This window comes from Peptacetobacter sp. AB800, from assembly GCF_047807365.1.
GTDB lineage: Bacteria > Bacillota > Clostridia > Peptostreptococcales > Peptostreptococcaceae > Peptacetobacter.
In genome coordinates, this window is sequence record NZ_JBLOUI010000008.1 from 15548 (window position 1) to 36296 (window position 20749).

Annotated in this window: 15 protein-coding genes; 4 read left to right on the top strand and 11 right to left on the bottom strand. The window is 32.3% G+C overall.

What is annotated here, in order from left to right; translation table 11 throughout:
• Window positions 1–73 precede the first annotated feature (73 nt).
• Both ACK2WN_RS04340 and ACK2WN_RS04345 read left to right on the top strand, forming a co-directional pair.
• Window positions 74–1990, top strand: coding sequence for an ABC-F family ATP-binding cassette domain-containing protein (locus tag ACK2WN_RS04340; RefSeq protein WP_300530029.1), 1917 nt, complete (start codon window positions 74–76; stop codon window positions 1988–1990).
• A gap of 4 nt (window positions 1991–1994) precedes the next feature.
• Window positions 1995–3368, top strand: coding sequence for an MATE family efflux transporter (locus ACK2WN_RS04345; RefSeq protein ID WP_416154932.1), 1374 nt, complete (start codon window positions 1995–1997; stop codon window positions 3366–3368).
• A 319-nt stretch (window positions 3369–3687) separates the two neighbouring features.
• Here ACK2WN_RS04345 and tsaD read toward each other — a convergent pair whose 3' ends face one another.
• The 10 genes from tsaD to hpf all read right to left on the bottom strand — a co-directional run bounded on the left by tsaD (window position 3688) and on the right by hpf (window position 16933).
• On the bottom strand, window positions 3688–4704 hold the full coding sequence (gene tsaD / locus ACK2WN_RS04350; RefSeq protein WP_416154933.1) for a tRNA (adenosine(37)-N6)-threonylcarbamoyltransferase complex transferase subunit TsaD: 1017 nt from the start codon (window positions 4702–4704) through the stop codon (window positions 3688–3690).
• 3 nt (window positions 4705–4707) lie between these two features.
• Window positions 4708–5178 (bottom strand): ribosomal protein S18-alanine N-acetyltransferase, encoded by a 471-nt coding sequence (gene rimI / locus ACK2WN_RS04355; RefSeq protein WP_300530021.1) that lies wholly within the window; start codon window positions 5176–5178, stop codon window positions 4708–4710.
• A 58-nt stretch (window positions 5179–5236) separates the two neighbouring features.
• Window positions 5237–5968, bottom strand: a complete 732-nt coding sequence (tsaB, locus tag ACK2WN_RS04360; protein WP_300530019.1) for a tRNA (adenosine(37)-N6)-threonylcarbamoyltransferase complex dimerization subunit type 1 TsaB — start codon at window positions 5966–5968, stop codon at window positions 5237–5239.
• Window positions 5969–6421: a tRNA (adenosine(37)-N6)-threonylcarbamoyltransferase complex ATPase subunit type 1 TsaE gene (gene tsaE / locus ACK2WN_RS04365; RefSeq protein ID WP_040410185.1), complete on the bottom strand. Its 453-nt coding sequence runs from the start codon at window positions 6419–6421 to the stop codon at window positions 5969–5971.
• An 84-nt stretch (window positions 6422–6505) separates the two neighbouring features.
• Entirely contained in the window at window positions 6506–7681 is a 1176-nt protein-coding gene (locus ACK2WN_RS04370; protein ID WP_416154934.1) for an amidohydrolase, read from the bottom strand.
• Between the two features lie 146 nt (window positions 7682–7827).
• The gene (locus tag ACK2WN_RS04375; protein WP_416154935.1) at window positions 7828–9465 is read right to left on the bottom strand and encodes an ATP-binding protein; all 1638 of its coding nucleotides are present in this window, start codon (window positions 9463–9465) and stop codon (window positions 7828–7830) included.
• Between the two features lie 218 nt (window positions 9466–9683).
• Window positions 9684–11822 carry a Tex family protein gene (locus ACK2WN_RS04380; RefSeq protein ID WP_416154936.1) on the bottom strand — a complete coding sequence of 713 codons (2139 nt, stop codon included), beginning with the start codon at window positions 11820–11822 and terminating at the stop codon, window positions 9684–9686.
• A gap of 339 nt (window positions 11823–12161) precedes the next feature.
• A protein-coding gene (prfB, locus tag ACK2WN_RS04385) for a peptide chain release factor 2 (RefSeq protein ID WP_300529235.1) occupies window positions 12162–13275 on the bottom strand; the annotation gives its coding sequence in 2 pieces (ribosomal slippage) (window positions 12162–13199 and window positions 13201–13275; 1113 coding nt in all).
• A gap of 28 nt (window positions 13276–13303) precedes the next feature.
• A complete protein-coding gene (gene secA / locus ACK2WN_RS04390) occupies window positions 13304–15976 on the bottom strand; it encodes a preprotein translocase subunit SecA (protein WP_416154937.1) in 2673 nt (890 codons plus the stop codon).
• A 396-nt stretch (window positions 15977–16372) separates the two neighbouring features.
• On the bottom strand, window positions 16373–16933 hold the full coding sequence (gene hpf, locus ACK2WN_RS04395) for a ribosome hibernation-promoting factor, HPF/YfiA family (RefSeq protein WP_300529240.1): 561 nt from the start codon (window positions 16931–16933) through the stop codon (window positions 16373–16375).
• Window positions 16934–17471: 538 nt separating this feature from the next.
• Here hpf and ACK2WN_RS04400 point away from each other — a divergent pair.
• Window positions 17472–18032, top strand: a complete 561-nt coding sequence (locus ACK2WN_RS04400; protein WP_300529242.1) for a hypothetical protein — start codon at window positions 17472–17474, stop codon at window positions 18030–18032.
• A 16-nt stretch (window positions 18033–18048) separates the two neighbouring features.
• Window positions 18049–19506 (top strand): rhodanese-like domain-containing protein, encoded by a 1458-nt coding sequence (locus ACK2WN_RS04405; RefSeq protein ID WP_416154938.1) that lies wholly within the window; start codon window positions 18049–18051, stop codon window positions 19504–19506.
• A gap of 335 nt (window positions 19507–19841) precedes the next feature.
• Here the strand turns inward: ACK2WN_RS04405 and ACK2WN_RS04410 are convergent, their stop codons facing one another.
• Complete coding sequence (locus ACK2WN_RS04410; protein WP_300529284.1) at window positions 19842–20741, bottom strand: ComF family protein; 900 nt, start codon at window positions 20739–20741, stop codon at window positions 19842–19844.
• Window positions 20742–20749: the final 8 nt, after the last annotated feature.

A 20749-nucleotide genomic window follows, 5' to 3' on the forward strand; every position in this document is an offset into this window, starting at 1 on the left:
AACCATACATATAGCCTTGAATATATTATATCAAAACATTATAATTTTAGGTAGCTTGAGGAGGTAGAAATTTATGATTATTTTATCATGTAATAACTTAACTAAGAGTTTTGGTGTCGAATCAATACTCGAAAACATAAGTTTTACTGTTAATGAGGGCGATAAAATCGGCGTTATAGGCGTAAATGGAACTGGAAAAACAACTCTTTTTAAGATAATTTCTGGAATTTACGGATATGACAGCGGAGAAATTTATACATCTAAAGATTGTGAAATCGGTTATTTAGAGCAGAATACGAACTTCTACTCAGACAATACTATTTTTACAGAGGTTTTAGAAGTTTTTAGCGACCTCATAAAAATGGAAGAGGATCTTAGAAAAATGGAATGTGAGATTTCTGACAAAAGTTCAGAAACTAACTCTCCAGATTTACAAAAACTTATGGATAATTATTCTCATAAACTAGAACTTTTCCAAAACTCAAACGGCTACGGATATAAATCTGAGGCAAAAGGAGTTTTAAAAGGTCTAGGTTTTAACGATGATGAGCTAGAAAAACCAATCAAAATTCTTTCAGGAGGAGAAAAGACTAGAGTTCTTTTAGCTAAGCTGCTACTTAAAAAACCTACTCTTCTTCTACTGGACGAACCTACAAACCATCTTGATTCTGATGCTCTTGAATGGTTAGAACTGTTCCTTAAACAGTACAAAGGGACTGTAATCCTTATTTCCCACGACAGATATTTCTTAGATCAATCTGTAAACAGAATATTTGAGATACATAATAAGAAGTTAAAAGCTTATAATGGAAACTATTCTTATTATGTAGAAAAATCTGCTATCGACAAGGAAATAGAGAGAAAAACTTATGAAGATCAACAAAAAGAAATAAAAAAACAGGAAGAGTCTATTGAAAGACTAAAGGCTTACGGTAGAGAAAAACATTTAAAAAGAGCTAGAAGTAAAGAAAAAGCTCTTTCTAAAATAGAAGTACTTGATAAGCCAGATGGAGAAAGAAAAAGAGCAAAAATTAAATTTATACCAGCAGTTGAAAGTGGAAACGACGTTTTAGCAGTAAGAGATGTTGAAATGAGCTTCCCAGATAAGGTTCTGTTTAAAGATTTAAACCTTGATATATATAGAGGAGAAAAAGTCGCACTTATAGGACCAAATGGTGCCGGTAAATCTACATTATTCAAGATAATAATGAATGAATTAGAGCCTATGCAAGGTGAAGTTAAATTTGGTACAAATGTAAACACTGCGTATTTCCATCAGGAGCAGAAGACTTTAAACCTTGATAATACTGTAATTGACGAGATTTGGGATGCAAACCCTCATCTTACTCAGACAGAGGTTAGAAATATGCTTGGTGCTTTCCTATTTGAAAATGAGGACGTATTCAAAAGAATATCTTCTCTAAGTGGGGGCGAAAGAGCAAGGGTTGCAATTCTTAAACTTATATTATCTCAGTCTAACTTCCTACTTCTTGACGAACCTACAAACCACTTAGACATAGATTCAAAAGAAGTATTAGAGGAAGCTCTTGTAAACTACACAGGAACTATATTTACTATCTCACACGATAGATATTTCCTAAATAAAGTAGTGGATAAAATATTAGTGCTTGGCGAAAATGGTGTAACTGAATACCTTGGAAATTACGACTATTATATTGAAAAGAAAAGACAGCTAAGTGAGATGAACAAAGAGGAAAATACTGAGACTAAAACAAAAACTCAGTTAAAAGAGGAAAAAAGAAAGGAAAAAGAACAGAGGGAAATCGAAAGACGGAGCAAAAATAAAATTAAAAAATTAGAAGACGATATCGAACAGACTGAAAAGAAAATTGCAGGTCTTGATATGATGCTTTGTCAGGAAGAAATTTATTCAAATCCAGAAAAATCAAAAGAAGTAAACCTAGAAAAATCAGAATTAGAGGATAAATTAGCCTCTCTTTATGAAAAATGGGAACAGATAATGGAGTAAATTATTGAACAAACTATTTGCATTTGATGATTATAATAAGAGATTTTTCAGTATTCTTTTATCTTTATGCATACCTATAATAATACAAAACCTTATCTCATCTTCGGTAAATGTAATAGATACTGTTATGATTAGTAGTTTGGGTGAGGTTTCTGTTGCATCTGTAGGTGTTGCAAATCAGTTCTTCTTTATATTTAATATGTGTCTTGCTGGTGTTTTAGGAGGATCTGGACTGTTTATATCACAGTTTTTCGGAAAAAATGATATAACTAATATCAAAAAAGTCACTGCACTTAGTATACTGCTTGGTTTAGTTATGAGTCTTCCTTTTGTAATAATAGCTTTTGTTTCGCCAGAAAGCATAATACACATATTTTCATACGACCCTGAGGTTGTATCTTTATGTAGAAATTATTTTAAAATAGTAGTAATTAGCTACCCTTTAACCGCTATAAGTATGGGGTTTGGGGTATGCTCTCGTAGTATAAAAAATCCAAATATAGGTATGAAATGTAGTGCAATTGCAATTGTTGTAAATGTTTGTTTAAACTATGTACTTATCTTTGGTAAATTAGGATTCCCTAGAATGGGAGTTGAAGGTGCTGCTCTAGCTACTTTAATCGCTAGACTAATGGAATCAATTATAATGGTTTGGTATGTATATCTATACAAAAAAGATTATATGCTTAGATTTAATATTCATCATTTTGGAATGTTTGAAAAAGATTTTTTAGTTGCCTATGGTTCTAAAAGTTTTCCAATATTTTTAAATGAGTCTTTCTGGGCTGTAGCTACAGTTTGCTATTCTGTAGCCTATGCTATGGCAGGTACATCTGCAATAGCTGCAAGCCAGATAGCGACAACAACTAGCAACTTCTTTATTATTACTGCTATGTGTATCGCTACGGGATCATCTATAATGCTTGGAAATGAACTTGGTTCTGACCATATTGACAGAGCTTTAGATTATTCTAAAAAATTAGGAGTTATAGTTACTGTAACTGGCTTTTTAATGGGTATTCTTTTAATAATATCTATACCTATGCTTTTAAAGGTGTTTAGTGTATCTGAGACACTTGCACCGGATATAACTAAGATATTTATTATAATGGCTATTGTAATGGCTCTGAGAGCTTTTAATACGTTTATTATTATAGGTATTCTTAGAAGTGGTGGGGATACTAAAATGGCCCTTATCATCGAAATGGGCTCTATGTGGCTTGGTTCTGTACCACTTACATTCCTTGCTGCAAAATGGGGACTACCTATATATTTACTTGTACGGTGTACATCGGTTGAAGAAATAATAAAATTTATATTTGGAGTACCGAGAGCATTGAGTAAAAAGTGGGCAGTTAATATTGTAAAAGATTTATAAATTATACGGAAAAAGGGTATCATATATCACATTTGCTCCAGGCTTCAGCGACTCGCACTTTTATGTAACACATTTATAAGTTGCGAGTCGCTTGCAGAATTGTCGCTGCATCGTGATATACAAATACCCTTTTTATAATTTAAAATCTTTAACAGATACTTTTAAATACTGCTCACTATCTTAGGTTTACAGTTTATTAATAGTAAAAAAAGAGGATACTAATCAGTCAGCGACAATTTACAAACACCTTGTACCATTTAAAGTTAGTTTAATAGACAATGTGTCGAGATCTGGAGCGATTGATAGCATCCTTTTTATCCTATTTATCTGTAATCTGTAAGTTAGGAACAGCATTTAGGTTCATGTCATCTACTCTTCCTTTTATGTAGTTATAGTATCCCGCGCATCCTATCATTGCAGCATTGTCTGTGCAAAGTATTAGCGGTGGATATTTTACTTCTATTCCGTTTTCTTTTCCTAGCTTTTCTATTTTTTCTCTTAGTCCAGAGTTTGAAGCAACTCCACCAGATAAAGTCACTATACTGTATCCTTTTTCTTTAGCTGCTTTTATGGCTTTGTTTGCTAGTACATCTGTTACAGCGTCCTGGAAAGATGCAGCAACGTCTGCTTCTACTATTTCTTCTTTTTTCATTTTTTTGGCATTTAAGTAGTTTAATACTGCTGATTTTATTCCACTGAAGCTAAAATCGTATCCTTCATCCATATACGCTCTTGGGAATTCTATTGCGTCTTTATTTCCTTCTTTTGCTAATTTATCTATTATTGGTCCACCTGGATATCCAAGTCCCATAGCTCTTGCTACTTTGTCAAATGCTTCTCCAGATGCATCATCTCTTGTTCTACCTAATATTTCGTATTCTCCGTAGTCCTTAACCTCAACTAGATGAGTGTGACCTCCAGAAACTATAAGTGTTATAAATGGTGGTTTTAGGTCTTTATGTGCTATGTAGTTAGCACTTAAATGTCCTTCTATATGATTTACACCAACTAGAGGAATATCTAGCGCATAAGCCATAGCTTTTGCATAAGATAACCCAACTAAAAGCGCACCCACAAGTCCTGGACCGTAAGTAACTGCTATATGAGTTATATCATTCATAGTTATATTTGCTTCATCTAGTGCCTGCTGCACAACTATATCTATATTTTCTATATGTTTTCTTGAAGCAACTTCTGGAACTACTCCACCAAATTTTTTATGTATATCTATCTGTGTTGATATTATATTTGAAAGAACTTCTCTCCCGTTTTTAAGGACAGATGCAGCTGTTTCATCACAGCTACTTTCTATCGCTAAAGTTATTATATCGCTCATTTTTTACACCTCCGAAAGCTGATTCCACATTATTATCGCGTCTTCTCTGTTGTCGCTATAATATTCTTTTCTAACACCAGCCATTTTAAATCCGTATTTCTTGTACAGATTTTGTGCCACTAAATTGCTTCTTCTGACCTCTAAAGTCATAGCAACTATTTTATTTTCTTTGCAAAGTTTTACCATATCTTTTAGTAGCTCATTTCCTATTTTAAGTCCTCTATAATCGCTATGAACTGCAACATTTGTTATATGTCCCTCGTCGATTATAAGCCAGATTCCTATATATCCAACTATTTTTGAATCCTTTTCTGCTACTAAATATCTAGCATTGCTGTTTTTAACCTCGTCTATAAATGACTGCTTAGACCAAAAATCTTCAAAGCAATTTTTTTCAACTTCGAAAACTCCATCCACATCGTCCATAGTCATTTCTCTAACTATTACATCAGAAAGTTTTTCTGTATTTTCCATTTTCCCTCTTTTGTTTGAATCCTTGTACAGAATTCAATTCCTTCTTTCCTTCAAATTTCTATTTATTTTCAGCTGTTTTCTGAGCCTCTAATTTTTTCATTTTTTCTTCGTACTGTACTTCTGCCTGAGATTTTCTTATATATATTGGATTTACATCGTAGCAGCTGTGAACTCCCTCACCTCTTTTGTACTTAGCTAAAGCAACTGCACAAACACTTGCTGCCTTAGTTACATTGTGAGAAACTGCTGGAATATGTATATTTTCTACTTCTGATAGCTTATCTTCGTATTTTGAAACAGCTTCTCCAAGAACTATACACTCTTCTCCAGAATTTTTTATAATCTCTATTAAATCATCTATCTCTTTTACATCCATTCCTTCAAGCTCTACAAGCTCGTCATTTTTGTACTCGTATTTAGCTGTATATACCTGTGTTCTCTGTGCATCTAGTATTGGATATATTTTCTTATCACAAAGGTCCATATTTCCAGCTAAGCTCTCTAGCGCATTAACAGCTAATATTGGAATATTATTTACATGAGATATAGCCTTTGCTGTAGCCATACTTATTCTAAGACCTGTAAAAGAGCCTGGTCCTACAGAAACTGCTATTGCATCCATATCCTCTATACTTAAATCGCTCATATTAAGCATAGTTTCTATCATAGGCATTAATTTCTGTGAGTGAGTCTTTTTGTTATTTACAACAAATTCACATATAAGACAATCATCTTCTACAACAGCTACACTACAAGCTCTTGAAGATGTGTCCATTCCTAAAATTTTCATCTATAAATTCATCTCCTCAATCATTTTTTCGTATTTTTCTCCAACGGGCTCAAATGTTACCTCTCTACCCATTTCTTTATACTTCATATCTATTTTTAAATATTCATCTGGAAGTATATCCTCTATTAAATTTGCCCATTCTATTATACAAACTCCATCTGAGTTTATATATTCGTCATAACCTATATCGTACATTTCCTCGCTACATCCTATTCTGTAAACGTCAAAATGATATAGAGGTAATCTACCCTGATATTCGTTCACTATTGTAAATGTAGGGCTAGTTATATAATCATCTACTCCAAGAGATTTTGCAAAACTCTGAGTAAATGTAGTCTTTCCAGCTCCTAAATCTCCAACTAGACAAATAATTGAACCTGCGTCTACTAATTTTCCTAGTTTTTCACCAAGTTCCTTTGTCTTATTTTCGTCTTCTAAAAAAATTCTTTTCATATTTATCTCCGTATTTTTAATTTGTCTTTTATATTTTTCTTGTATATTATTTTCTATGAATTTTCAATAATTCTAAATTAAAAATTATCTTTTATAAACTACTTTTCCGTCTATCACTGTAAGCATAACTTTTCCACCTAAATCAAATGGTGAACCTTCCCATAAAACTATATCCGCATCCTTACCTTCTTCAAGAGAACCAACTTTTTTGTCTATTCCAAGTGTTTTAGCTGGGTTTATAGTTATTGCTCTAAGTGCTGCATCTTCTTTCATACCATTTTTAATAGCCATTCCTGCACACATTGGAAGGTGCTGAACTGGTATTACAGGGTGGTCTGTCATCAGAGATACCTCTATACCTGCATTTGAAAGGATACCTGCTGTTTCAAGAGAAAGATTTCTAAGCTCTGGTTTAGATCTATCTGTCAATGATGGACCTACTATTATTGGATATTCTCCATTTTCTTCAAGAAGCTCATCTACTATTAAATGCCCTTCTGTACAGTGGTCTATAGTTAGCTTTAAGTCGAATTCCTTTGCTATTCTTATCGCTGTGAATATATCATCTGCTCTATGTGCATGTGCTTTTAGAGGAATTCTTCTTCTAAGTACCGGTATTAAGCTCTCAAGCTTCATATCGTACTCTGGCTTATCTATATCATTATCATCAGCTTCACTGTAAAAACTCATTTCCTCAAGATAATCCTGTGCCTTTCTAAAATTCTCTCTAAGTGTAGCTGCAATCGCCATTCTTGTCTGAGGAGATTTTTCCTCCTGACCATAGCAGCTTTTTGGATTTTCACCAAATGCTATTTTTACAGCCACAGGATTTTTTATTACCATTTTATCTATTCTTTTTCCAAATGTCTTTATAGCTATACACTGTCCTCCCATGACATTTGCACTTCCTGGAGTTACACATACAGATGTGATTCCTCCTTCATATGCTTCTTTAAATGTGTGATCCATTGGATTTATAGCGTCTATTGGATTTAGATTTGGTGTAATAGGATCTGTTTCTTCATTTCCATCTGCTCCTTCAAATCCTAGACCATCTTCCCAAAGTCCAAGATGTGTGTGAGCATCTATGAATCCTGGAAATACATTTAATCCATCTGCATCAATTACTTCAACATCTTCAAGGCATGTTGTATCTATTGACTCTGCAATTTTTTCTATTTTTTTATTTTTTATAAGGATGTCTCCTTTTATTTCTCCATTTGTTACTGTGTTTATGTTTCCGTTTTTTATAAGAATCATATATATCTTCCTTTCTATGAGATGATATACTATTATACAACTTCAATATATCATTGCATACTGTTTCATAATATATTATATTAGAATTTTTTAGTGTTATCAAATAAAAAGACTGCTAACAAATAATTGTAGCAGTCTTTTTCTGTTTATTTTTTATTTTTAATTTCAGACTCATACTTGAATCTATACTTTCCTCTTCCTTTTCCATTAACTTGTACTATTACATCCATTTCTTTCAATTTTTTCATGACTCTTATTGCTGTCGATTTTGACTTACCTAGTATTTTACTAACTTCTAAATTTCCTATAATCTGATTTGTTTCTACCTCATCATATACTTTTAAAATATTTTCTACTACTTCTCTTGGAAATTTTTTTGTTTCTAATAATCTTTCTATACTTATTTTGCTTAATTTAGTATATTTATAAGCATTAATTTTATTTCCCAAAGTGTCACCAAAATCATCTGAAACAGCCTTTTTATTTCCCAAAGTGTCACTAAAATTATCTGAAACAGCCTTTTTATTTCCCAAAGTGTCACTAAAATTATCTGAAACAGCCTTTTTATTTCCCAAAGTGTCATCTGATTGTATAATATACTGCAGCTTTGATGAATCTACTTTATTATTAAATACAATTGCCTTTAATATGAATGTATCCATATAATACTCCACTTCTTTAAACCCAGCTTCCTTCAATTCTTTGTAAATACGATCCACACCCTCTCCATATTCCTTGACATAGCCAAAATATTTTAAGTACTCTGCAATCTTTGGATTTCTAGAAAAATGAGTGTGTCTCATATTATCCTTTTTAACAAGTCCAGGTAATTTCCCAGGACTCTCTACAACCAACCTATCATCAAACATTTTAATTTGTATTTCTGTTCCTCTAATACTGTAATCTCTATGAGTTATAGCATTAACCACAAGTTCTTGCCTTACAAATTTAGGATATTCTTCAACAGTCACAAATCTGCCGTCTTTTTCTAAAAAAGTCTTTTCTTTTATTTGAGAATCTATATATTCTATAGTTTTCTTCAGCATATCATATATTTTCCCCTCAAATACAATATCCTTAACTACATTCATCTCGGCTCCAGTTTTTTCTTCTATTCCATCATATTTTATGAATCTGACTCTAGCTCTAGGAAGAAAATCCTGTGGTCTTTTTCCAAATAAAAGTATCGCTGCTGTACTTAAAACATCTTTTCCATTCTTTTCTTTTAAAAATCCTTTATTTTCCTTTAGATAACTTATTTCATCTTTTGAATACCCTATTATTTTTATATAATCTCTTAAAAAAGGAATATCTATATCATCTATTGTCGCATCAACTACCTCTGTATCTTCAAAGTTTCTCTCTCCTTTATCATACATAAGTTGTATTCTTTCCTCAAAATTTAATTTTATAGACTTATCCCCAACTCTTATAAATACCTCATCTTGCTGATTTTTATGTACAACAGAGTCAGACTCTATCTCCATAAGTAATATATGATTGTCAAAGCCATCAGAATCAATACACTCTATCCTTTTAGACTTTACTCTTATACTTGGGAAACAGTATCTAAAAGGGGCTTCTAAAATCTCATTTATTTTTTCTTCATAGTAGTCTATCCCCTCAATAATTCTATTCTTATCTGTTATTCCTATAGCTATCATCCCACCATCTGAATTTGCAAATGCTATTATATGTTTTGCCAATTCCTTTGGCTTGATTTTAATACTTTTCCTATCAAATACAGAGCCTTCTTCTAAAGATAGTATATAATTTATATCCATAAACATCCCTCTTTTCTTTATATATTGCTGTCTATTTATATTTTTTCCAAATATACACAATATATATACAAGGGCTTTTAAAAACATACTTGATATATGATTTTATAAAAGAGGAACCTATCAGTAAAACGGGTAATTTTATACATCCAATAAAAAAACAGCTGAGAAAAATCTCAGCTGCCATTTATTACTTTCTTTCTATATATTTTTCTAAAAAATTATACATTCATACTTAATGCTATTCTATTTTTTTCCTTGTCAACATTTACAACCTTAACATCTATTATATCCCCAACAGATACAACTTCCATAGGATCATTTACCTTTACACCCATTTCTTTCTTGTGAACAAGTCCATCAGTTTTAACACCTATATCAACAAATGCACCAAAATCTACAACATTTCTAACAGTACCTTTAAGCACCATTCCATCTCTTAAATCATCCATGCTAAGCACATCAGTTCTAAGAATTGGCTTCATACCATCTTCTCTAGGGTCTCTACCTGGTCTTTTAATCTCTGCAATTATATCCTTTATTGTAGGAACACCTGATTCAAGTTCTTCTGCTAATTTAGTTAATCCCACAACCTTAACTTTTTCATCTATATCTTTTAAATTTCCATTTTTTATATCGTCTTTAGAGTATTCAAGTACAGTTAGCATTTTTTCACAAGTAGCATAACTTTCTGGATGAACTCCTGTATTATCAAGAGGATTTTTAGCTTCTGGAATTCTTAAAAATCCCGCACACTGTGTAAATGCTTTTGGACCAAGTTTGCTTACTTTTTTAATTTCACTTCTAGATTTGAATTCTCCATTTTCTTCTCTATATGCTACGATATTTTTAGCTACAGCTGAGCTAATTCCCGCAACATGTTCTAAAAGCGATGCAGATGCTGTATTTAAGTCCGCACCTACACTATTTACCGCATCCTCTACAACACCGTCTAATACTTCTTCAAGTCTTTTTCCATTAACATCGTGCTGATACTGTCCAACACCTATGCTCTTTGGATCTATTTTTATAAGCTCTGCAAGAGGATCCTGAATTCTTCTAGCTATAGAAATTGCACCTCTAATAGATACGTTGATGTCTGGATGCTCTTTAGCTGCTAATTCTGAAGCGGAATATACAGATGCCCCTGCTTCACTTACTATCACGTATTTAACGTCTAAATTATTATCTTTTATCATCTTCGCCACAAATGCTTCAGATTCTCTAGAAGCTGTACCATTTCCGATAGCTATTATATCTATATCGTGTTTTTTAATTAATCCAATTAATTCCTTTTCTGCCTCAGATTTTTTAGCTTGACTTCCTGTAACAAATACAACCGCTGAGTCTAAGAATTTACCATTTCTATCAACTACCGCAATCTTACATCCTGTTCTAATTCCAGGGTCAAATCCCATAACATTTTTACCATGTATAGGTGGCTGAAGAAGTAGGCTGTTTAAGTTCTTACCGAATACACTTATTGCTCTTTCCTGACCTTTTTCTGTAAGCTCATTTCTTATTTCTCTTTCAATCGCAGGGAAAATAAGTCTCTTATACGCATCTTCTATAGCTTCAACAACTATTTCCCTACATTTTCCAGATAATTTTTTAGTATATCTTCTTTCTATCCAACCTTTTACATATTCGTCGTCTATCTCTATCTTAACCTTTAAGATTTTTTCATTTTCTCCCCTATTTACCGCAAGTATTCTGTGTGGTGCTATGTATTTAACTGGCTCTGAATAGTCGTAATACATTTCGTAAACAGTCTTTTCATCAGAGCTTCCCTTAGATACAACTCTACCTCTATTTCTTGCATTCTCTCTTAAATATTTTCTAACTTCTGCATCATCTGAAACAATCTCAGCAATTATATCATTAACACCTTTTAAAACATCCTCTACAGATTTTAAATCTTTTTCTTCGTCTATATACTTGCTAGCTAGTCCATTTACGTCATCAGTTTTACCATACATTATCTCAAGTGCAGGTTTTTCTAAGCCCTTTTCCTTAGCAATAGATGCTCTAGTTCTCTTTTTCTTCTTAAATGGTGCGTAAACATCCTCAACTTCCTGAAGAGTATTCGCCTTCTCAACAGCCTTAGAAATCTCCTTAGTCAATTTCCCCTGCTCGTCAATAAGTCTAATAACATCTTCCTTTCTAGACTCTAAATTTCTAAGATAAACTAGTTTTTCGTGGAACTGTCTAAGAACAGTATCACTCATCTCACCAGTCTTTTCCTTTCTATATCTCGCAATGAACGGAATAGTATTCCCCTCATCAATAAGCTCTATAGTATTAACAACCTGAAAATCCTTTAGGTTGAACTCTTCCTTCAAAATATTATTAATATCCACCTAGGTCACTCCCATCTTAAAATCATTTACTATAACTAATATTATACTTCAAAAAACAAACTTCTCCAACATCTTGCTCTTCAGATACATTTACTTAATTCGTCTTTTAACTCGGTAAAATTTTCAAAACTAGTAAACTAGAAGAAGGGAGTAGACTTGCACTACACGCCCGTCGCCTGTAGAGGCGCAGTATCGTCTACTTCAGATATATTTACTTAATTCGTTTTTTAACTCGGTAAAAAATTCAAACATAGTAAACTAAAAGAAGGGAGTAGCTTGCACTACACGCCCGTCGCATTCATAGGCGCCAGTGTAGGCAAGCTACTCCCTTCTTTTTTTCTACTTATTTAATTTTTTCCGAGTTAAATACGAATTAATAAATATATCAATATTTCCATTCATCACAGCATCAACGTTTCCAGTTTCCGTATTAGTTCTATGGTCTTTTACCATTTTATACGGCTGGAAAACATATGATCTTATCTGGCTACCCCAAGTTATCTGAGTGTATTTGCCCTGTAAATCTTCAATCTTTTCCTTCTGTTCCATTTCCTTAATATCAATCAGCTTAGCCATAAGCATTCTCATCGCAACTTCTCTATTAAGGTGCTGAGACCTTTCATTCTGACACTGAACTGTAATTCCCGTTGGAAGATGAGTTATTCTAACAGCAGAGTCTGTAGTATTTACATGCTGACCACCTGCACCAGATGCTCTATATGTATCCACTTTTAAATCGCTCTGATTTATCTCTACTTCTATATTTTCATCTAATTCTGGGATTACATCAACAGATGCAAAAGATGTGTGTCTTTTTCCAGAAGGGTCAAACGGAGAAATTCTTACAATTCTATGTACTCCTTTTTCTCCCTTTAAATATCCATAGGCATTATCTCCTTGGATAAGCATTACAGCTGTTTTTATACCAGCTTCTGGATCTGAAATTAAGTCTAAAAGCTTAACCTTGTAGTCTCTACCTTCTGCCCATCTTATATACATTCTAAGAAGCATCTGAGCCCAATCCTGAGCATCTAGACCTCCTGTACCGGCATTTATAGACACAATTGCGTTGTTTTTGTCGTATTCACCACTTAAAAGTGTCTGAATAGTCATCTCATCTATAACATCTTTTAATTTGTTTATAGAATCAGAAACTTCCTTCTCTATATCTTCTGAATCGTCTTCTTCAAGTCCAAGCTCGATTAATACTTCTATATCTTCAAGATTTTTTTGAAGCTGCTCAAATTTTTCTACAGTCTCACAAAGTTTTTTGTTTTCCTGAAGAACTTTATGAGCCTTTTCATTATCTTCCCAAAAATCCTGTCTTTCCATATCTTGCTCGTTTTCTATTATCTTTTCTTTGAGTCTTTCTATGTCAAAGAGAAACACTCAATTCTTGTATATTTTCAGACATCGCATCTAATTCGTGTCTGTATTCCTGCACATTTAGCATTTTATCCTCCTAAATTGCCTTTATCTTATTATCTTCCACAGCAGTTTTTATATTTTTTACCGCTTCCACAAGGACATGGATCATTTCTTCCTACTTTTTTATCAGCTACAACTGGTTTTTTACCTGTTCCTTCTGTATCAGGAGATTCTAATTTATCTACATCTACTACAGCTTTTCTTTCAGCTGGAACTTCAACAGTTATATTGAATAAGAACTTAACTGTATCTTCTCTTATAAGTTTGTTCATATCGTCAAACATGTCGAAACCTTCCATTTTGTATGCTATAACTGGGTCCTGCTGTCCTAAAGCTCTTAGTCCTATACCCTGACGTAACTGATCCATAGCATCTATATGGTCTATCCAATGATTATCAACAGACTGAAGAAGTACTATTCTTTCAACTTCTCTCATTCTATCTGAACCTATATTTTCTTCTTTTATATTGTATAACTGATTTGCTCTTTCGTAAACTTTTTCAGTTAATTCTATAGAATTTAATCCTTCAAAGTCTATATCTTCAAGGCTTCCAACCGGCATAAATTTAGCGTACATATGTTTTTTGAATCCTTCTGCACTGAATCCAGTTTCTAAATCGTACTCTTCTACTCCGCTCTGAACTATTGAGTGAATCATATCCTGAATCTGTTCCTGTAAGTTTTCTCCAGCAAGAACTCTTCTTCTTTCTTTGTATATGATTTCTCTCTGTTTATTCATAACATCATCGTATTCTAGGACATGTTTTCTTATACCGAAGTTTTTTCCTTCGACTTTTTTCTGAGCAGATTCTATAGATTTAGTAAGCATTCTATGTTCTATTGGCATATCTTCCTCTAATCCTATTTTATCTACTAATCCCTGAATTCTATCAGAACCGAATAATCTCATTAAATCGTCGTCAAGTGCTATATAGAATCTTGAAGAACCTGGGTCACCCTGTCTACCTGCACGACCTCTTAACTGGTTGTCTATACGTCTTGATTCATGTCTTTCTGTACCTATTATACAAAGTCCTCCAGCTGCAAGAACTTCTTTCTGTTCAGCATCAGTCTGTTCTTTAAACTGTTTGTATAATTTCTGGTATGTTTTTCTAGCTGCATCTAATTCTTCATTTTCTTCAACACCAGCTACTTCATTAGCAGCATTTACTCTATTTATAGTTTCTTCAGTGAAGTTCATTTTCTTCATTTCTTTTATAGCCATAAATGAAGGGTTACCACCTAGAAGTATATCTGTACCCCTACCAGCCATATTAGTTGCTATTGTAACAGCACCTAATCTACCAGCCTGGGCGATTATTTCAGCTTCTTTTTCATGGTATTTTGCATTTAGAACTTCGTGTTTTATTCCTCTTTTTCTTAATATATCTGAAAGTATTTCAGATTTTTCTATTGAAACAGTACCAACTAGAACTGGCTGTTTTTTAGCATGTCTTTCCACTATATCATCTGCAACAGCATTAAATTTACCTCTTGTACTTTTGTAAACTGTATCTGGTAAATCTTCTCTTATCATTGGTTTATTTGTAGGTACCTGGAATACGTCCATTTTGTATATTGCTTTGAACTCTTCTTCTTCTGTTTTAGCAGTACCAGTCATTCCTGATAATTTTTTGTACATTCTGAAGTAGTTCTGGAATGTTATTGTCGCTAAAGTTTTAGATTCTCTCTGAACTTTTAATCCTTCTTTAGCTTCTATAGCCTGATGAAGACCATCTGAGTATCTTCTACCAAACATTAAACGTCCTGTAAATTCGTCAACTATTACGATTTCTCCGTCTTTCTCAACGTAGTCAACATCTCTCTTCATTATAACGTGAGCTTTTAAAGCCTGATTTATATGATGATATAATTCTGTATGAGATACATCAGTTATATTATCAACATTGAAGTACATTTCTGCTTTTTTAACACCTGATTCAGTAAGTGAAACAGCTTTATCTTTTTCTTCCTGTTCATAGTCGTCTGGTTTTAAAGTGTTTACAAATGTATTTGCATCTGTGTATAAATGAGTTGATTTATCCCCAGGTCCAGATATTATAAGTGGAGTTCTAGCTTCATCGACTAATATAGAGTCAACCTCATCGACTATAGCATAGTTTAATTCTCTCTGAACCATCTGTTCTTCATGAATTACCATGTTGTCTTTTAAGTAGTCGAAACCAAATTCGTTGTTTGTTCCGTAAGTTATATCGCAGTCATACTGTTTTTTTCTAACTTTTGGACTCTGACCGTGTACTATAACACCTACTGTCATTCCTAAGAATTCGTATACTTTTGCCATCTGATCGCGGTCACGTTTTGCTAGGTAGTCGTTGACAGTTACAACGTGTACACCTTTTCCTTCAAGGGCATTAAGATATACTGGACAAGTAGCAACAAGAGTTTTACCTTCCCCAGTTTTCATCTCAGCTATTCTACCTTCGTGAAGTACCATACCACCTATTAACTGAACTTTGTAGTGTCTAAGCCCTAATGTTCTTTTTGAAGCTTCTCTAACAACTGCAAATGCTTCTGGTAATATATCGTCTACTGTTTCACCGTTAGCTAATCTTTCTTTAAATTTATCAGTCATTCCCCTTAATTCTTCATCATTCATTGCCTCAAATTTTGGCTCTAATGATTCTATAAGGTCTGCTGTTTTTTCGAATTTTTTTAAATCTTTTCTATCAGCCATATTAAATAGGCTATCTAAAAAACCCATAATTCAATCTCTCCTTCGAACTAATTTATGTTATATTTTTACATATTCTAATTTTATGCTATCTTTCATTTTACCATAAAAAAAAGGTGTATGTATGAAAATTTGAAAAATAGATTAAGTATATAATTATAGTATAGATTTTTTCTATCAACTTGTCGAATTGTATTGAAATAACTTTACTTTTAGCAAACATACTTTTAACATAATATTAAATATTTACTTTTGATGAAGAGATGCAATTGGATATTTCTTTAAAAATAATAATTGGATATTCTACACTACTGTTCATGAAGGAATATATATGATAGAAAAATAGACAAAAAAAGAAACAAGCTAAAAAGCTTGTTTCTTTTTTATGTATAAATTTTTAATTATAATCAATTTATATATGATATTTTAGTATTCTTCCTGTTCTATTATACCATATCCACCATTTTTACGTTTGTAAACTAGAGCTATTTCATCAGTTGCATCATTTTTGAATATATAGAAATCATGTCCAACTAATTCCATCTGAAGAACTGCTTCTTCTTCACTCATTGGTTTTATATTTATTCTCTTACGTCTTTTGATTATGAATAATTCATCTTCAAAATCTTCTAAGTCTTCTTCTAATATAGCATCGTTTATTTCTGGACTATCGAATCTTATACTCTTGTTTTCCTGATGTCTCTTCTGCATTTTATCTTTGTATTTTTTAAGCTGTATTTTTAATTTGTCAACTACAAGATCTATTGCAGGGTATAAGTTTTCCTGAGATTCTTCTGCTCTTATAACATGACCATTCTTAGGAGCTATAGTTACTTCTATTTTATGTCTTCCTTTCTTAGCACTTACAGTAACTTTTACATCTGTATCTGGGCTTACGTATTTGTCCAATCTACTTAGTTTGCTTTCTATGTTCTCTTTTATTCCCTGAGTTAATTCCATTTGTTTTCCAGATATAGTAAGTTTCATAACTACCTCTCCTTTCGGTATCAAGCCTAATTCCTTTAATATCATCACATATTTCTTGATATTTTCTATTACTTATTACATTTCTTTAAGTAATCGCTTGATATTTATTTCTTGTTATATATATTCTACATACATTTAATATTTCCTTCTTTTTTTATAGAAATTTTTATTTTTTTCTGAAAATTTTACAGAAAATTTCTATTTTTGATAATTGTTTTTACACATATATTCGTGGATAATGTGGATATTATTCTGTTGATATTGTGGATAAGTTTGTTGATAAGTATTTTTTTGTGCATATTACTTGAGTGTAGGTTTTTATTTTTCCACAGAAAAATGTGTATATTGTTATTAATTTGTTAATTGTTTTTACTTAACATTAATATAGATTTTTTATATATACAATTTTTATCAAATAGATTTTATCTATATGTATTGTCAAACGTTTTTTGTTATTTTATTATGTTACTATCTTCTGAATTTACTATATTTTATGTAAATTTAATTAAAATTTTATATTTAAAGGAGTGTTGATATATTGAATTTTATTAAAGGTAAATCAAAAAAGATAATCTTTTTAATAATTCTCTTTGCTCTAATAATAACAGGAGTAAATGCTATTTTACCTATGTATACCTCAGCACCTATATTTATTTCTTCTAATATTATACCCACGGCTATTGTTTCTGCTACATTAGGTCCTATTTTGGGTGCTTTATATGCTGCAGTAGCCAGTATTATTCTTAATAATATTGGAATGGGCTCTGGTACTATAATTTATACTCTTATATTTCAAATATTGGAAGCTTTTTTAATTGGTATTATATGGTATAAGAATTCTGATTCTATTTTTAAAAATATTATCAAATACATTGTATCTGTTATTGGGTTTACTTTTATAGTAAAACCTTTATCATTCGCCATTTTCTATCTATTTAATAAAGAAATTCTTGGCGAATTATCTTTCTTAGAATATTTTAGTAATACATATACTTCTTTTATTCAGAATAATTCAACTAATACAATCTTAATGTATCGGTTTTCTTTTTTAATTCTACTAATAATCAAGTATATCGTGAATTACTTTAATAAAAAATAATTTGGAGGTAATTATTATGCACAAAAGAATTATGGCTCTTCTTTTATCTTCTGTACTAGCTTTCTCTGTAGTTGGATGCTCTCCTAAAGAAGAAGAAAAAGAAGCAACAAACACATCGGGTTCTATATCTACTATAACTGTTGATGAATTAGACCCATCATCTATGCAAGTAGTAGATATAAGAGGCGAGGAACAGTTTATAGGTTGGAATACTGAAGATGGTCACGGCGGTCATATTAAAGGAGCTGTGGACTTTCCTGAAACTTGGTTAGACATGGATCTTTCTAAAGACTCTGCTATTGGAACTGAAATGAAATTAGAATTAGAGAGAAGACATCTTGATACTTCTAAAAAAACAGTTCTTTATAGCAATGATACTGTATCAGAAGAAGATGCAAAAAAATATCAAGAATTAGGATTCACTGATTTATCTATCTTAGAAGGTGGATATAACTCATATGTTGAGGCAAAAAAAGAAACATCTTCTCTTCCAAAATATGATATATATGTTCATCCACAGTGGGTACAGGATTTAATCGATGGTAAAAATCCTGAAACTTATAATGGTAATGATTTTAAAATAGTTGAAGTATCTCTTGGTAGCGAAGATGGAGAATATGAAGGTGGTCATATAAAAGGTGCTGTAAATGTTAAGGATACTTTTAATCATCTTCCTGGTTTAAGAGCTTTAGCTGAATACGACGCAGTTCCTCTTGAAGAACAGTTAAAATTCTGGAATAGAAATAGTGATGATGTTATCAAAAAAGATTTAGAAAATCTAGGTATAACTAAAGATACTACTGTAGTTCTATACGGTACTACTCCAGCAACTACTGCTGCTGCAAGGGCTGCTCTAATAATGAAATACGCAGGTGTTAAAGATATACGTATATTAAATGGTGGAAAAACACTTTGGAAACTTCAAGGAAGAGAACTTGAAGAAGGAACTAATACACCAGAAAAAGTTGATTTTGGGGCAGATGTTCCACAGAACCCTGATGTTATATATGACTATGATGAGGAATTAAAAGTTGTTGAAAATCCTGACAAAGCTGTTGTAGCATCTATAAGAAGTTGGGATGAGTATACTTGTAAAGTTAGTGGATACACTTATATAGGAGAAGCTGGTGATATAGCTAATTCTCGTTTTGGATATGCAGGTTCAGATCCATATAGTATGGAAGACTTTAGAAATGTTGATAATACTATGTTCAACTATGAATTAATGGAAGAAAGATGGAATAAATGGGGAATAACTCCAGACAAAGAAGTTTCATTCCATTGTGGTACTGGCTGGAGAGCTAGTGAAACTTACTTCTATGCAGAAGCAATGGGTTGGGAAGATATCCATGTTTATGATGGTGGATGGTATGAATGGCATAAAGTAAAAGGAAGTCCTAAAAAAGAAAAAGGGCTACCTAAAGATGCTCCAGAGGAAAAACCTGAAGAATATTTCGTAGTAAAAGAAAAATAATACACACAAAAAAAGAGATGAAGCATTTGCTTCATCTCTTTTTTTAGATATTCAGCTGACCTGGTCTTTACCCCCACACTCGCCTACTGGAGGGTTCGCTCTGGTTCGCATCACTACTACTCTCTCTCGATTGGAATTTATTTTTGAATATCGGTAGGTCTTACTTCTAGGCCGCACTATGATCACTGCCCCGCTTTTAGGACTAGCTTACGTGGATCCCTTTGCCTGCGACTGGCCTGGACTTTCAACCACAGACCTGAACATCTTTACATATTTTAATATATTTATCTTAACTCGTCAATATTTTTCTTTATTCTAATAAATATTTCCCTAGATTAATCTATATTTCTCGTCAAGAATGTCAAAACTATTATCTCGTCTACTCCATATATTTTAAGCTTTTTAGAAATCTCATTTACAGTAGTTCCTGTAGTAAATATATCATCGACTAATATTATCCTCTTTCCTATTATTTCCTCGCTATCCTCTTTAACTTCAAAGGCGTTTTTTAATTCTTTTTCACGTTGAAATTTATTGAGTGCATAGAGTCTTTTTGTGTTTCTATTTCTCTTTACACAGTCGATTATGGGTATTTCAGTGTATTTTGATAGATATCTAGCTATTTTTTCAGCTTGATTAAATCCTCTAGTTCTCATTCTCTTTTTATGTAGAGGTACTGGGATTATATAATCTGCAGAAAGCTGCTCAAATTCTAGCTTATCCTTCATTACCTGGGCAATATATCTTGACATATATGTGTTTCCATAGTACTTCAACGAAAGCACTAATACCTTACTTTTATCACAATACTCTATGCAGGATATAGCTCTATCAAAGTAGAAATTCTTATTCTCACAAAATTTACATCTCGTGTATTCTATCTTTTTTTCTTCTACTTTGCCATATCCCTCTCTATAGTCTTTAAATTTTTCTAAAATATACTCCTCATCGTCATCAATTTCCAAATTCACTGTACCTTGCGACTCACTATTTCCCGTCAAAATTATACAGTTATCCTCTATTTCCTTAATATCCTCATCTGTAAATTTATCCTCTTCGTCATCGCACTTTTCAAAATTTATCCTATTTATCACAGGTTTTCCACATTTAGGACACTCTTCTTTGATAAATATCATCTCTTCAAAACAATCCTTACAAAGAGAATACGTATTATTTGGATCTATAGGCTTTTGACATATTAAACAGGTTATATTTTGTGGAAAGAAAAAATCCATGATCAATG

Excerpts from the sequence above, each read along its gene's own strand:
- tsaD (WP_416154933.1), bottom strand. The coding sequence starts at position 4,704 with ATGAGCGATATAATAACTTTAGCGATAGAAAGTAGCTGTGATGAAACA.
- hpf (WP_300529240.1), bottom strand. The coding sequence starts at position 16,933 with ATGAAACTTACTATATCTGGAAAACAAATGGAATTAACTCAGGGAATA.
- tsaB (WP_300530019.1), bottom strand. The coding sequence starts at position 5,968 with ATGAAAATTTTAGGAATGGACACATCTTCAAGAGCTTGTAGTGTAGCT.
- secA (WP_416154937.1), bottom strand. The coding sequence starts at position 15,976 with ATGGGTTTTTTAGATAGCCTATTTAATATGGCTGATAGAAAAGATTTA.
- ACK2WN_RS04410 (WP_300529284.1), bottom strand. The coding sequence starts at position 20,741 with ATGGATTTTTTCTTTCCACAAAATATAACCTGTTTAATATGTCAAAAG.
- tsaE (WP_040410185.1), bottom strand. The coding sequence starts at position 6,421 with ATGAAAAGAATTTTTTTAGAAGACGAAAATAAGACAAAGGAACTTGGT.
- ACK2WN_RS04370 (WP_416154934.1), bottom strand. The coding sequence starts at position 7,681 with ATGATTCTTATAAAAAACGGAAACATAAACACAGTAACAAATGGAGAA.
- rimI (WP_300530021.1), bottom strand. The coding sequence starts at position 5,178 with ATGGAAAATACAGAAAAACTTTCTGATGTAATAGTTAGAGAAATGACT.
- ACK2WN_RS04340 (WP_300530029.1), top strand. The coding sequence starts at position 74 with ATGATTATTTTATCATGTAATAACTTAACTAAGAGTTTTGGTGTCGAA.
- ACK2WN_RS04405 (WP_416154938.1), top strand. The coding sequence starts at position 18,049 with ATGCACAAAAGAATTATGGCTCTTCTTTTATCTTCTGTACTAGCTTTC.
- ACK2WN_RS04375 (WP_416154935.1), bottom strand. The coding sequence starts at position 9,465 with ATGGATATAAATTATATACTATCTTTAGAAGAAGGCTCTGTATTTGAT.